Source organism: Janibacter melonis (genome assembly GCF_003721155.3).
Taxonomy (GTDB): domain Bacteria; phylum Actinomycetota; class Actinomycetes; order Actinomycetales; family Dermatophilaceae; genus Marihabitans; species Marihabitans melonis.
This window is the reverse complement of the sequence record NZ_CP044548.2, coordinates 2,044,242-2,057,437: the sequence shown is the minus strand read 5'-3', so window position 1 is coordinate 2,057,437 and position 13,196 is coordinate 2,044,242. Positions and strand designations below refer to the sequence as shown.

Annotated in this window: 12 protein-coding genes; 11 read left to right on the top strand and 1 reads right to left on the bottom strand. The window is 74.0% G+C overall.

The window, feature by feature from the left end; all coding sequences use genetic code 11:
• Positions 1-2: 2 nt before the first annotated feature.
• Positions 3-716 (bottom strand): helix-turn-helix transcriptional regulator, encoded by a 714-nt coding sequence (locus EEW87_RS09755; protein ID WP_224766850.1) that lies wholly within the window; start codon positions 714-716, stop codon positions 3-5.
• A gap of 147 nt (positions 717-863) precedes the next feature.
• Between EEW87_RS09755 and EEW87_RS09750 the strand changes: the two genes are divergently transcribed.
• The 11 genes from EEW87_RS09750 to EEW87_RS09700 all read left to right on the top strand — a co-directional run bounded on the left by EEW87_RS09750 (position 864) and on the right by EEW87_RS09700 (position 13,191).
• The gene (locus EEW87_RS09750) at positions 864-2,948 is read left to right on the top strand and encodes a catalase (RefSeq protein WP_123093531.1); all 2,085 of its coding nucleotides are present in this window, start codon (positions 864-866) and stop codon (positions 2,946-2,948) included.
• Between the two features lie 13 nt (positions 2,949-2,961).
• Positions 2,962-4,143: a zinc-dependent alcohol dehydrogenase gene (locus tag EEW87_RS09745; RefSeq protein ID WP_123093530.1), complete on the top strand. Its 1,182-nt coding sequence runs from the start codon at positions 2,962-2,964 to the stop codon at positions 4,141-4,143.
• A complete protein-coding gene (locus tag EEW87_RS09740; RefSeq protein ID WP_123093529.1) occupies positions 4,140-5,159 on the top strand; it encodes an SDR family NAD(P)-dependent oxidoreductase in 1,020 nt (339 codons plus the stop codon). Before EEW87_RS09745 ends, EEW87_RS09740 begins: the two co-directional genes overlap by 4 nt.
• Positions 5,156-6,178 (top strand): acyl-CoA dehydrogenase family protein, encoded by a 1,023-nt coding sequence (locus EEW87_RS09735; protein WP_123093528.1) that lies wholly within the window; start codon positions 5,156-5,158, stop codon positions 6,176-6,178. The genes EEW87_RS09740 and EEW87_RS09735 overlap by 4 nt, the downstream gene beginning before the upstream one ends.
• Positions 6,175-7,551 carry a bifunctional PIG-L family deacetylase/class I SAM-dependent methyltransferase gene (locus EEW87_RS09730; protein WP_123093527.1) on the top strand — a complete coding sequence of 459 codons (1,377 nt, stop codon included), beginning with the start codon at positions 6,175-6,177 and terminating at the stop codon, positions 7,549-7,551. Before EEW87_RS09735 ends, EEW87_RS09730 begins: the two co-directional genes overlap by 4 nt.
• Entirely contained in the window at positions 7,548-8,258 is a 711-nt protein-coding gene (locus tag EEW87_RS09725) for a glycosyltransferase (RefSeq protein ID WP_123093526.1), read from the top strand. The genes EEW87_RS09730 and EEW87_RS09725 overlap by 4 nt, the downstream gene beginning before the upstream one ends.
• Positions 8,259-9,329 (top strand): glycosyltransferase, encoded by a 1,071-nt coding sequence (locus EEW87_RS09720; protein WP_123093525.1) that lies wholly within the window; start codon positions 8,259-8,261, stop codon positions 9,327-9,329.
• A complete protein-coding gene (locus tag EEW87_RS09715) occupies positions 9,326-10,300 on the top strand; it encodes a glycosyltransferase (RefSeq protein ID WP_123093524.1) in 975 nt (324 codons plus the stop codon). Before EEW87_RS09720 ends, EEW87_RS09715 begins: the two co-directional genes overlap by 4 nt.
• On the top strand, positions 10,293-11,138 hold the full coding sequence (locus tag EEW87_RS09710) for a glycosyltransferase family 2 protein (protein WP_123093523.1): 846 nt from the start codon (positions 10,293-10,295) through the stop codon (positions 11,136-11,138). Before EEW87_RS09715 ends, EEW87_RS09710 begins: the two co-directional genes overlap by 8 nt.
• Before the next feature lie 53 nt (positions 11,139-11,191).
• Complete coding sequence (gabT, locus tag EEW87_RS09705; protein ID WP_229300360.1) at positions 11,192-12,469, top strand: 4-aminobutyrate--2-oxoglutarate transaminase; 1,278 nt, start codon at positions 11,192-11,194, stop codon at positions 12,467-12,469.
• Between the two features lie 152 nt (positions 12,470-12,621).
• Entirely contained in the window at positions 12,622-13,191 is a 570-nt protein-coding gene (locus tag EEW87_RS09700; RefSeq protein ID WP_123093521.1) for a DoxX family protein, read from the top strand.
• Positions 13,192-13,196: the final 5 nt, after the last annotated feature.

Genomic DNA, 13,196 nt, shown 5'->3' with positions numbered 1-13,196 from the left:
GCTCAGCCAGACGTCTGGCCGTCGTCGACGACGAAGGAGGTGCGGGCGCCGTCGCCGTCACGGGCGATGAGACGCAGCTGGTCGCGGTGGAAGCCGTGGTCGATGCCCCACAGCACGGCCTGGCTGCGCGAGGAGACGCCCATCGTCCGGTAGGCGGCGCGGATGTACGACTTCACCGAGTTGATGCTCAGGTAGCACTGCTTGGCGATCTCCTGGTTGCTCAGCCCCTCGGTGACGAGCGCGATGACCTCGGACTGGCGCGGGGTCAGGCCCTGCTCCTGCCCGGGCCAGCCGGCCGCGCGGGGCTCGACGTCCGTCGCGGCCTGCGGGGTGAGCAGGGTCTCGCCGGCGCAGATCCGGCGCAGCGCGGAGACGAGCTCTTGGGCGCTCATCGACTTCGAGAGCACGCCGGACAGGCCGCGGTCGCGCGCCGCGGCGATGACCTCGGGCCCGGCGGCCCAGGTGTAGAGCACGGTGTGCCCGACCTTGTCGTCGGAGACGATCGTGTCGAGCTTGCGGGGGGCGTTCGACGGCGCGGCGAAGGCGTCGTACAGCGCGATGTCGACGGGCTGCGACAGCGGCATGTCGCAGTCCAGCTCGACGACGCGGATCTCGTCGGCGAAGGGGGCGAGCATGGCCGCGACGCCGTGGACGACGACCTCGTAGTCGTTGAGGACAGACAGGCGGATGGGCCCGCTGGGACCGGCTTCGTGCATGGGCCCAAAATAGCCCGTCCGATGCTCACTGCCGAGTCCGCGCATACACCCCAAGGGGGGTGCCTCCTCCCGCGTCCTGCGACGGACCCGCGTGCTTGTGTCGAGGGACGGCGCGAGACCTCGCGCCGACCCGACCGGGAAGCAGCCATGGCAGCCAAGAACACCTCCGAGGACGTCCGCGGGGCCGGCGACGAGCTCCACCAGCGCAGCGGCGGCGACAGCCCCCCGCTGACGACCGCGCACGGCGTGCCCGTCGAGGACGACCAGAACTCCCTTCGTGCCGGTGACCGGGGCCCGACCCTGCTCGAGGACGCTCACTTCCGCGAGAAGATCTTCCACTTCGACCACGAGCGCATCCCCGAGCGCGTGGTCCACGCCCGCGGCTACGGCGCGCACGGCGTCTTCGAGGCCTACGAGTCGCTCGCCGACATCACCCGGGCGAGCGTCTTCGCGCAGGCCGGCAAGAAGACCGAGGTCTTCGTGCGCTTCTCGACGGTCGCGGGCAACCTCGGCTCCTTCGACCTCGCGCGCGACGTCCGCGGCTTCGCGACGAAGTTCTACACCGACGAGGGCAACTGGGACCTCGTCGGCAACAACATCCCCGTCTTCTTCATCCAGGACGCGCTGAAGTTCCCCGACCTCGTCCACTCCGTCAAGGAGGAGCCGGACCGCGGCTTCCCGCAGGCGCAGTCGGCGCACGACACCTTCTGGGACTTCGCCTCGCTCATGCCCGAGTCGACCCACATGACCCTGTGGCAGATGTCGGACCGCGCGATCCCGCGCTCCTTCCGCACCATGCAGGGCTTCGGCGTGCACACCTTCCGCTTCGTCACCGCCGAGGGCAAGAGCTCCTTCGTGAAGTTCCACTGGACCCCGCTGCAGGGCATGCAGTCGGTCGTGTGGGACGAGGCGGTGAAGATCAACGGCGCCGACCCCGACTTCCACCGGCGCGACCTCTACGACGCCATCGAGTCCGGTGACTTCCCGCAGTGGGAGCTCGGCGTGCAGGTCTTCGACGACGACTTCGCCGACTCCTTCGACTTCGACGTCCTCGACGCGACGAAGATCATCCCCGAGGAGGTCCTGCCGGTCCGCCCCATCGGCCGGATGACCCTCGACCGCACGGTGACCAACGTCTTCGCGGAGACCGAGCAGGTCGCCTTCATGACGCAGAACGTGCCGCCGGGCATCGACTTCAGCGACGACCCGCTGCTCCAGGGGCGCAACTTCTCCTACCTCGACACCCAGCTCAAGCGGCTCGGCAGCACGAACTTCAGCCAGCTGCCGGTCAACGCGCCGCGCTGCCCCGTCGCGCACTTCCAGCGCGACGGCCACATGCAGACCTCGCTGCAGCCGGGGCGCGCGACCTACGAGCCGAACTCCTTCAGCGGCGCCGAGCGCGGTCCCCGCGAGGCCGGCGCCGAGGGCCACGTGCCCGTGCCGGAGCGCGTCGAGGGCACGACCCGGCGCATCCGCAGCGAGTCCTTCTCCGACCACTACAGCCAGGCGCGGCAGTTCTGGGTGAGCCAGACCCCGGTCGAGCAGGACCACATCGTCTCGGCCTACGTCTTCGAGCTCGGCAAGTGCGAGGTCGAGGCCATCCGCTCACGGATGGTCGCCAACCTGCGCAACGTCGACGAGGAGCTCGCCGGCCGGGTCGCGAAGGGCCTGGCCCTCGACCTGCCGGAGGCCAGCCCCGCCGCGGTCGAGACCCGCACCGACCTCGACCCCTCGCCGGCGCTGAGCATCCTGGCCAACGCCCCGGAGACCTTCGCCGGGCGCAAGCTGGGGCTGCTCCTCGGCGAGGGCGCGGACGCCGGCACCGTGGCCGCCGTCGAGAAGTCGGTCACCGACGCGGGCGGCATGGTCGAGGTCATCGCGATCGCCGTGGGGGGCACGACCCTCTCCGACGGTCGCCGCATCCCGGCGGACCAGGCGATCGCCGGGGCCCCCTCGGTGCTCTACGACGCCGTCGCGATCATCGCCGGCGATGCCGGCGGCGCGGCGCTCGCCGACGAGCCGGCCGCCCGTGACTTCGTCACCGACGCCTTCACCCACTTCAAGGTCATCGGGCTCGGGGGAGCGACGAGCACGCTCGTCGCCGCCGCCGGTCTCGACGGCAAGGTCGACGCCGACGACGCCGTCCTCACGGTGTCCGGCGCGGACGACGCGCAGACCTTCATCACCCGGTGCGCGGGACCCCGCCACTGGGACCGGGCCATCACGGCCTGACGAGAGGAGCAGCATGAGAGCACTCACCTGGCAGGGCACCCGCGACGTGCAGGTCGTCGACGTGCCGGACCCCCGCATCCAAGAGCCCACCGACGCCGTCATCAAGGTGACGTCGACGGCGATCTGCGGGTCCGACCTCCACCTCTACGAGCCCCTCGGGCCCTTCCTCGCCCAGGGCGACGTCCTCGGCCACGAGACGATGGGCGTCGTCGAGGAGGTCGGCGCCGAGGTCACCCACATCAAGCCCGGCGACCGCGTCGTCATCCCCTTCAACATCTCCTGCGGGCACTGCTGGATGTGCCGGCGCGGCTACACCGCCCAGTGCGAGACGACCCAGGTCACCTCGCAGGACAAGGGGGCGGCCCTCTTCGGCTACACCGAGCTCTACGGCTCGGTGCCCGGCGGCCAGGCGGAGTACCTGCGCGTCCCGCAGGCGCACTTCGGGCCGATCAAGGTGCCGGACGGGGTGCCCGACGAGCGCTTCCTCTACCTCTCCGACATCCTGCCCACCGCCTGGCAGGGCGTGGAGTGGGCCGAGGTGAGCGAGGGCGACACGCTCGCGGTCTTCGGGCTCGGCCCGGTCGGTCTGCTCGCCACGCGCATCGCCCGTCACCGCGGCATCCGCGTCATCGGTGTCGACAACGTGCCCGAACGGCTCTCCGCCGCCCAGGCGTACGGGGTCGAGGTGCTGAGCACCGACGAGGTCGACGACATCCCCTCGGCGATCAAGGAGATGACCGACGGCCGCGGCGCCGACGGCACTCTCGACGCGGTGGGCATGGAGGCGCACGGCACGCCGGTCCTCGGCGCGGCCGTCAAGGGAGCGGGCCTGCTGCCCGACGCGATCGCCAAGCCGCTCATCAAGAAGGCCGGGGTCGACCGTCTCGCCGCGCTCTACGACTCCATCAAGTCCGTCCGTCGCGGCGGCACGGTCTCGGTGAGCGGGGTCTACGGGGGTCAGTCCGACCCGATGCCGATGATGGAGATGTTCGACCGCGGCATCGCGCTGCGGATGGGCCAGTGCCACGTGCGGCGCTGGGTCGACGACATCATCCCGGTCCTCACCGACGACGCCGACGTCTTCGGGGTCGAGACCCTCGCGACGCACCGGCTGCCGCTCGAGGACGCGCCGCACGGCTACGACATCTTCCAGAAGAAGGAAGACGGCTGCATCAAGGTCGTCCTCAAGCCGTGAGCACCGACGCGTCCCACGCCGTCCCCGCGTCCGGGGGCGTCGCCCTCGTCGCGGGGGCGTCGCGCGGGCTCGGCCTGCTCGTGAGCGTCGAGCTCGCCCGCCGCGGCTACCGGGTGCACGGCTGCGGCCGTGACGCAGGGACCCTCGACCGGGCCGCGACCATCGTCGCGGCCCGGTCCGGGCGTGGCGAAGGGGGAGCCGGCTCCCCCTTCGTCCCCGCGGTGTGCGACGTCCGCGACGCGGACGCCGTCGAGAGCTGGGTGCGCTCCGTCGTCGACCTCGAGGGCGGGGTCGACGTCGCGATCCACGTCGCCGGGATCATCCAGGTCGGGCCGGTGTCCTCGACGACGCTCGGGCACTTCCGTGACGCCGTCGACACGATGCTCATGGGCCCGGTCCACGTCGCGCTCGCCGTGCTGCCCTCGATGCGCGCCGCCGGCAGCGGGCGGATCGGTGTCGTCAGCTCCGTCGGCGGGGTCGTCAGCGTGCCGCACCTCCTGCCCTACTCCGTCGCGAAGTTCGGTGCCGTCGGGCTCACCGAGGGCCTGCGGGCCGAGCTCGCCGGGACCGGCGTCACCGCGACGACCGTCGTGCCCGGCCTCATGCGCACCGGCGGCCACGTCGCCGCCCAGCTCGTCGGGGACGCCGAGCGCGACTACGCGTGGTTCGCCCCCGGCGCCTCGCTGCCGGTGCTGTCGATCGGGGCCGAGCGCGCGGCCCGGCGCATCGTCGACGGCGTGCTCGCCGGCCGCTCGCAGGTCGAGCTCACCCCCCTGACGATGATCGGGCGACGCGTCCACGGCATCGCCCCCGCCCTCACCGTCGGCGTCATGGGGCTCGCCGCCCGGCTGCTGCCCGACGGGCCCGACCGCGGCCCGTCGATGTCCGGCGAGCGTCCCCGGGTCACCGGGGCCACGGCTCGAGAGCGCCTCGGCTCGCGCGTCGTCGACGCCCTGAGCGTCCTCGGCGACCGCGCCGCCCGCCGCACCAACGAGCGCGTGGACGGCGGCGCATGAGCCTGCGACCCGACCCCGGCCTCGTCGACCGCGCGCGCACCCTCGGCGCGGCCGTCGCCGACGGCGGGGACCTCGACGAGGTGCTCGCCCTCGCCCGCGAGCTGAGCCCGACGGCCCAGCGCCTCGGGTCGGACAGCGCGCCCTACCTCACCGCGCTGCTCTCGGTCGGCGCGGGCGACCTCACGGTCGCCCGGGTCGTCGAGCCGCACCTCGACGCCGTCGCGATCCTCGCCCAGAACGCCGTCGCGCACGAGACGAGCGACGTGACGAGCGACGGCGTGTGGGGCGTGTACGCCGCCGAGGGGCCCGGCCACCACCTCGCCGGCACGCCGGACGAGCACGGCACGTGGACGCTCACCGGTCGCAAGCCCTGGTGCTCGCTGGCCTCCGAGGTGAGCCACGCCGTCATCACCGCCCACACCGGTCCGGGCACGCGACGCGCCTTCGCCGTCGACCTCGGGCACCCGGGCGTCTCGCACCCCGAGCAGCGGTGGGTCTCGCGCGGGCTGACCCGGGTGCGCTCGACGAGCCTCGAGCTCGACGGCGTGCCCGCCCTCCCTCTCGGCGAGGACGGCTGGTACCTGCGACGTCCGGGCTTCGCCTGGGGCGGGATCGGCGTCGCCGCCGTGTGGCTCGGTGCGGCGACGGCGCTGCGTGACGCGCTCTGCGCCGCGAGCAGCCGACGAGAGCCCGACCAGGTGGCCCTCGTGCACCTCGGTCGCGCCGACACGCTGCTCCACGCCGCGACCTGCGTGCTCGACGACGCGGCTCGGGCGATCGACGCCGGGCAGGCCACCGGGGGCGCGGGCGAGCTGCTCGCGGCGCGGGTCCGGGCGACGTGCGCCGAGGCAGCCGAGGAGCTCGTGCGCATCACCGGCCACGCCCTCGGGCCGGGCCCGCTCACCGGCGACGAGGAGCACGCCCGACGGGTCGCCGACCTCACCGTCTACGTCCGCCAGCACCACGCCGAGCGCGACCTCGCCCGGCTCGGCTCCCTCGTGCTCGGGGGCGGGCGATGAGCGGGCCCCGCCCCTTCGACGCCGCCGACCCCGGCACGGACGAGGCGACCTGGCTGCTCGACCCGCGGTGGGACACGGTGCCCTCGACCTCGGCAGCCGACCTCGTCGCCCCCTTCGAGCAGGTCGTCGTCATCGCCCCCCACCCCGACGACGAGAGCCTCGGCCCGGGCGGGGTCCTCGCGGCCGCCGCGGCCGCCGGGATCCCCACCCACGTCGTCCTCGCCTCCGACGGCGAGCGCTCGCACCCGCAGGGATCGACCGACCCCGCCGCGCTCGCCGCGGTGCGGCGCGAGGAGGTCGCCGCCGCGGTGGCGCACCTCGGCGCCTCGGTCGAGCTGCACCGCCTCGCCCTCCCGGACGGCGGGCTCGCCGACCACGTCGAGACGATGGCCGCGGCGGTCGTCGACCTCGTCGGCGACCGGCTCGCCCTCGTCCTCGCCCCGTGGCGCGAGGACGGGCATCCCGACCACCACGCGGCCGCCGACGCGGCCTGCCTCGTCGAGCGCACGACGCAGGCCCAGGTGGCCCTCGTGCCCGTGTGGCTGTGGCACTGGGCCACCCCCGACGAGCTGCCGTGGGACCAGCTCGAGCTCGTCGACCTCGGGCCGGCCGAGCTCCGCGCGAAGGCTGCCGCCGTGGCGAGCCACCGCAGCCAGGTCGAGCCGCTCGGCCCGGGGCACGGCGACGGCGTGCTGCTGGGGCAGCACGTGCGCGTGCGCTTCGAGCGGGTCGTCGAGACGATCATCCGCACGACGCCGCTGCCCCGCATCCCCCGCGAGGACGGGTCCTGGGAGCGCGGCGCGGCCTTCGACGCGATGTACGCCGCCGACGACGACCCGTGGGACTTCGGGTCCTGGTACGAGCGGCGCAAGCGGGCGCTGACGCTCGCCGTGCTCGCGAAGGAGCGCTACGGCCGGGTGCTCGACCTCGGCTGCGCGACCGGTGAGCTCACCCACGGGCTCGCCGGGCGGGCCGACGCGATCACCGCGGTCGACCTCAGCGAGAGCGCGCTCGAGATGGCCCGTGCCCGTCCGCCGGCGCGCTCGGCGCCGCAGGTCCGGTGGGTGCAGGGCGAGTGCCCCGACGTCCTGCGCGAGCTGCTCGAGACCGGCGAGGTCTACGACCTCGTCGTGCTCTCCGAGATCGGCTACTTCCTCACCGGCTCCGAGCTGCTCTCGACGCTGCGGTCGGTCCGTCGGCTGCTCGCGGACGGCGGCGAGCTCGTGCTCGTCCACTGGAGCCACCCGACGGCCGACATCCCGCTCGACGGCGTCGCCGTGCACGCCCAGGTGCGCTCCGTGCTCGGCGAGCCACGGGTCGCCTACCGCGACGCCGACGTGCTCCTCGACGTCTACGGCGGGCAGGTCCGGTGAGCGACCGGGTCGCGCGGGTCGCCGTCGTCGTGCCCGCCCGCGACGAGCAGCTGCTCGTCGGCTCGTGCCTGGCGGCCCTGCTCACGAGCCGCGACCACCTCCGGCGCTCACGCCCCGACGTCGTCGTCGACCTGCTCGTCGTCCTCGACCGCTGCACCGACGCCACGGCACCCGTCGTCGCGGCCGCCGGTGTCTCCGCGGTCGTCAGCGACCACGGCCAGGTGGGCGCGGCCCGCGCGGCCGGCGCCCGGGGCGTGCTCGCCCGGTCCCGTGCCGCCGGGGTGCCCGACGACGCGCTGTGGCTCGCCTCGACCGACGCCGACACCGTCGTGCCGGTCGACTGGCTGGCCGTCCAGGTCGAGCTCGCCGAGGGCGGCCTCGACGCCGTCGTCGGCACCGTCGAGCCCGGTGACGTGGAGGACCCGCGGGCCCTCCTCGCCTGGCACTGCCGCCACGAGCTCGGCGAGGGCCACCCCTACGTGCACGGCGCCAACCTCGGCGTGCGCGCCAGCACCTACCTCGCCGTCGGCGGGTACCCGCCCCTCCCGCTCCACGAGGACGCCGTCCTCGTCGACGCGGTCCGCGCGACCACCGACCGCTGGGTCGCCACGGACCGCACCCGCGTCTGCAGCTCCGGCCGTCGTGCCGGCCGCTGCGACGGGGGCTTCGCCACCTACATCGACGAGATCACCAGAGAGGCGGTCTAGATGCGCATCGCGGTCCTCGCGACGTCTCGCAACCCCCTTCGCCAGCCCTGGCTCGGGGGCCAGGAGTCGCACACCGGCCTGCTCGCGCAGGCCCTGCGCGCTCGAGGGCACCACGTGACGTTGCACGCCCGGCCCGGGTCGGACCCGGCGCTGGCCGATGAGATCGTGCCCTACCCCGACCTGCCGCCGTTGTCGGTGGCGGCCGCCGCGGACCCCGACGTGCCCCCGCCGGCGATGATGCGCGACCACGCGGCCTTCACGAGCGCGATGTCGCTCCTGCTGCGCGACGGCGGGGTCGACCTCGTGCACAACCAGAGCCTGCACCACCTGCCGCTCGCGATGAGCGCGGTGCTCGACCTCCCCCTCGTCACGACCCTGCACACCCCGCCCCTGCCGATGATGGAGATGGGCGTCGCGCTCGCCGACCCCCGCAACCGCTACGTCGGCGTGAGCGAGACGACGGCCCGTGCCTGGACGACCCTGCCGCAGCCCGCGACGGTCATCCGCAACGGCGTGCCCACCGGCGGCGGCCCTCCCGGCCCGGGCGGCGACCACCTGCTGTGGGTCGGTCGGATCACCGCCGAGAAGGGCGTCGACATCGCCATCGCCGTCGCCCGGGCCATGGGGTGCCGGCTGCGCATCGCCGGACCCGTCTACGACCCCGAGTACTTCGAGTCCGTCATCGCCCCGGTGCTCGGCCCCGACGTCGAGCTGCTCGGCCACCTCAGCTCCGAGGAGCTCGTGCACGAGCGCGACCACAGCGCCGTGAGCCTGGTGACCTCGCGCTGGGAGGAGCCCTTCGGTCTCGTCGCGGCCGAGTCGATGGTGCGCGGCACCCCGGTCGTCGCGCTCGACCGTGGGGGTCTGCGCGAGGTCGTCGGGCCGCGCGGCGGTGTGCTCGTGCCGGGCCAGGAGGACGACGGGCTCGTCTGCCGCGTCGTCGAGGGGGTACGGGCGGCCCTCCGCCTCGACCGCCAGGACGTCGCGGACTGGGCGCGCAGCACCCACGACATCGAGCTCATGGTCGACCGCTACGAGCAGCTCTTCGAGGACGTCGTGAGGTCGCGATGAAGGTCGGGATCTACGTGCACCACCACGGCGCAGGCCACCTGCGCCGGGCCCGCTCGATCGCCGAGGAGCTGCGCGCACGGGGGGCCGAGGTCACCCTGCTCGGCTCGCGCGGCGACGTCGACATCGCCCTGCCCCGCGACGACGACGGGCCGCCCGCCGACCTCGTCGGCACCACCGCCGACGGGCAGCTGCACTGGGTCCCCCTTCGCCACGAGGGACTGCGCGAGCGGATGGCGGCGGTCGCCGCCTGGGTCGCGCAGGAGGACCCCGCCGTCATGGTCGTCGACGTCTCCGTCGAGGTCACCGCCTTCGTCCGCCTGCTCGGCGTCCCCGTCGTCGTCGTCGCCCAGCCCGGGCTGCGCGACGACCCGGCCCACGAGCTCGGCTGCCGCCTCGCCGAGGCGATCATCGCGCCCTGGCCCTCGTCGGTCTGCCCGGCGCCGCACCTGCGCCGCTGGGAGGACAAGGTCGCCCACGTCGGCGGGATCAGCGCGCTGCGCCCCGGCCCGCCGGTGCCCCGCGAGCCGCTCGCCGTCCTCCTCGGCGGGGGTGACGGCTGGCCCGACCCCGCGCTGCCCGAGATGGTCACCTCGGCCGTGCCCGACCTGCGCTGGCAGGTCGTCGGCGGGTCGAGCTGGGTGAGCGACCTCGGACCGCTGCTCCAGCGGGCCTGCGTCGTCGTCAGCCACGCGGGCCAGAACGCGGTCGCGGATCTCGCCGCCCTCGAGGTGCCGGCGGTCGTCGTGCCGCAGCCGCGCCCCTTCGACGAGCAGGACTGGATGGGTCTCGCCCTCGCCCAGGGCCGCTACTGCGTCACCGTCGGCGCGGCCCTCGCCGCGCACCCCGAGGAGGTCGACTGGTCGCACGTCGTCCACGCGGCCCAGGACTTCCCCACCCGGTGGCAGGACTGGGGCACCGACGGGGCCGCCGAGCGAGCCGCCGAGGTCATCCTGAGGGTCGGCCGTGGCTGAGGGCACCGTCGTCGTCACCGTCGCGCACGGGCGCCACGACCACCTGCTGCGCCAGCGCCGCCTGCTGCGCGAGGTGGCCCCCGGCACCCCGCACGTCGTCGTCGCGATGGACGACGCACAGATCGTCGCCCTGCTGCGCGACGACCCCCACGTCGGCGTCGTCGAGGTGGCCGGCCACCCCGACGGGCTGCCGCTCGCCGCCGCCCGCAACGCGGGCGTCTCGACCGCGCTGGACTCCGGCGCCGATCTCGTCGTCCTGCTCGACGTCGACTGCCTGCCCGGACCGGGACTGCTCGAGGGCTACGAACGGGCCGCGGCCCAGGTGCCCGACGACCTGCTCTGCGGGCCGGTCACCTACCTGCCCGAAGGGGTCCTGCCCGAGCTGGCCGACGAGCTCGCCGGGCTCTCCCGGCCGCACCCCGCCCGTCCGGCACCCCCGCCGGGGGAGCTCGTGAGGGACGGCGACCACGACCTCTTCTGGTCGCTCTCCTTCGCCGTCACCCCGTCGACCTGGCGCACGCTCGGCGGCTTCTGCGAGGAGTACGTCGGGTACGGCGGCGAGGACACCGATCTCGCGTGGACGGCCCGCGACCGCGGCGTCGGGCTCACCTGGGTGGGCGGCGCGCAGGCGTACCACCAGTGGCACCCCGTCTCCTCGCCGCCGGTCGAGCACGTCGTCGACATCGTGCGCAACGCCCGTGTGGCGCACCGGCGGTGGGGCCGCTGGCCGATGCGGGGATGGTTTGCCGAGCTCGAGGCGCTCGGGCTCGTGCGCTGGGAGGCCGACGGACCGGTGGTTGCGGGGGAGTCGGTCCCCGGCCCTACCATCGGCTCGTGATCACCCAGCAGCGCGTCCTCGCGACCCAGATCCCCGGCCCGCGGTCGGTCCAGATGCAGCAGCGCAAGCTCGCCGCCGTCGCCGACGGGGTCGGCACCGGCCTGCCGGTCTACGTCGAGGCCGCCGAGGGCGGCATCGTGCGTGACGTCGACGGCAACCAGCTCATCGACTTCGGCTCCGGCATCGCCGTGACGAGCGTGGGCAACCGCAACCAGCGCGTCATGGACGCCGTGACCGCGCAGGTGCAGGACTTCACTCACACGTGCTTCATGGTCACCCCCTACGAGGAGTACCTCGAGGTGTGCGAGGCGCTCGCCGAGGTCACTCCCGGCGACCACGCGAAGAAGTCCGCGCTCTTCAACTCCGGCGCCGAGGCGGTCGAGAACGCCGTGAAGATCGCGCGGCACGCGACCGGCCGCAGCGCGGTCGTCGCCTTCGACCACGGCTACCACGGCCGCACCAACCTCACGATGGCGCTCACGGCGAAGAACATGCCGTACAAGGACGGCTTCGGCCCCTTCGCGGGCGAGGTGTACCGGGCGCCGATGGCCTACCCCTACCGCTGGCTCACCGGCGAGAAGCAGTGCGCCGACGAGGCCTTCGACGCCTTCACCTCGATGGTCCACGCGCAGGTCGGCGAGCAGAACTGCGCAGCCGTCATCCTCGAGCCGATCCAGGGCGAAGGGGGATTCATCGTCCCGCCCGCCGGGTGGACGAAGCGGGTGGCCGACTGGTGCCGCGAGCACGGCATCCTCTTCGTCGCCGACGAGGTGCAGTCGGGCTTCTGCCGCACCGGTGACTGGTTCGCCAGCGACCACGAGGGCGTCGTGCCCGACCTCATGACGACGGCCAAGGGCATCGCCGGCGGCATGCCGCTCGCGGCGGTCACCGGTCGCGCCGAGCTCATGGACGCCGTCCACGGCGGCGGTCTCGGCGGCACCTACGGCGGCAACCCCGTCGCCTGCGCGGCGGCCCTCGCGAGCATCGAGACGATGCGCGAGGAGGACCTCGCCGGGCGCGCCCGCGAGATCGAGGCGATCCTCGTCCCGCGCCTGCAGGCGCTCGCCGACTCGACGGGCGTCATCGGCGAGGTCCGCGGCCGGGGCGCGATGATCGCGATCGAGCTCGTGTCGGACCTCGACCTCAAGACGCCGGCGCCCCAGCTGGCCGCCGCGGTCAACGCCGCGTGCCACGAGCGCGGTCTCGTCACCCTCACCTGCGGCACCTACGGCAACGTCTTCCGCTTCCTGCCCCCGCTCACCATCGGCGACGACCTCCTCGCCGAGGGGCTCGACATCCTCGAGGAGGCCTTCGCGCAGGCCCTGCGCTGACCCCCTTCGCCCGTGCCCACGCCGTCTCCCGTCCGCGGGAGGCGGCGTGCGTCACATCCGGGGGAGTTGTCTACGACACCGCGTAGTACTACATTGGGTAGTGCCAGCAGGAAGGGATCCTGCCGGACCCGGTTCCCGACCAGGAGGACACCATGACCGCCACACAGGACGCCCGCCGCACCACCGGTGCGCAGGTCACCCACCACGAGGACGTCGTCCGCTCGCCGATCGCCCGGTACGTCATGGGCGCGCTGCGGGTCGTCCTCGGCTTCACCTTCCTCTGGGCCTTCGTCGACAAGCTCTTCGGCTTCGGCTACACGACCCCGGCCGGTGCCGGCTGGCTCGACGGCGGCTCGCCGACGACGGGCTTCCTCACGAAGAACCCCGCGGTCACCGAGGGCCCCCTGGGCGACGTCTTCGCCGGCTTCGCCGGCGGGGTCTGGGACTGGCTCTTCATGGCCGGTCTGCTCGGCATCGGCGTCGCGGTCCTGCTCGGCGCGGGCATGAAGGTCGCCGCCTGGGCGGGCGTCGTCCTCCTCGGCCTCATGTACCTCGCCGAGCTGCCGATCGGCCGTCCCGACGCCGGCTTCACCAACCCGCTCGTCGACAGCCACTGGGTCGAGGCGCTCGCGCTGCTCGCCCTGGCCTACACCTTCAGCGGTGACACCCTCGGCATCGGCCGGTGGTGGGGCCGGGTCGTCGGCGACGGCTTCCTGCGCTGACCGCG

Coding starts and splice junctions, on each gene's coding strand:
- EEW87_RS09755 (WP_224766850.1), bottom strand. CDS start 716: ATGCACGAAGCCGGTCCCAGCGGGCCCATCCGCCTGTCTGTCCTCAAC.
- EEW87_RS09750 (WP_123093531.1), top strand. CDS start 864: ATGGCAGCCAAGAACACCTCCGAGGACGTCCGCGGGGCCGGCGACGAG.
- EEW87_RS09745 (WP_123093530.1), top strand. CDS start 2,962: ATGAGAGCACTCACCTGGCAGGGCACCCGCGACGTGCAGGTCGTCGAC.
- EEW87_RS09735 (WP_123093528.1), top strand. CDS start 5,156: ATGAGCCTGCGACCCGACCCCGGCCTCGTCGACCGCGCGCGCACCCTC.
- EEW87_RS09730 (WP_123093527.1), top strand. CDS start 6,175: ATGAGCGGGCCCCGCCCCTTCGACGCCGCCGACCCCGGCACGGACGAG.
- EEW87_RS09720 (WP_123093525.1), top strand. CDS start 8,259: ATGCGCATCGCGGTCCTCGCGACGTCTCGCAACCCCCTTCGCCAGCCC.
- EEW87_RS09715 (WP_123093524.1), top strand. CDS start 9,326: ATGAAGGTCGGGATCTACGTGCACCACCACGGCGCAGGCCACCTGCGC.
- gabT (WP_229300360.1), top strand. CDS start 11,192: ATGCAGCAGCGCAAGCTCGCCGCCGTCGCCGACGGGGTCGGCACCGGC.
- EEW87_RS09700 (WP_123093521.1), top strand. CDS start 12,622: ATGACCGCCACACAGGACGCCCGCCGCACCACCGGTGCGCAGGTCACC.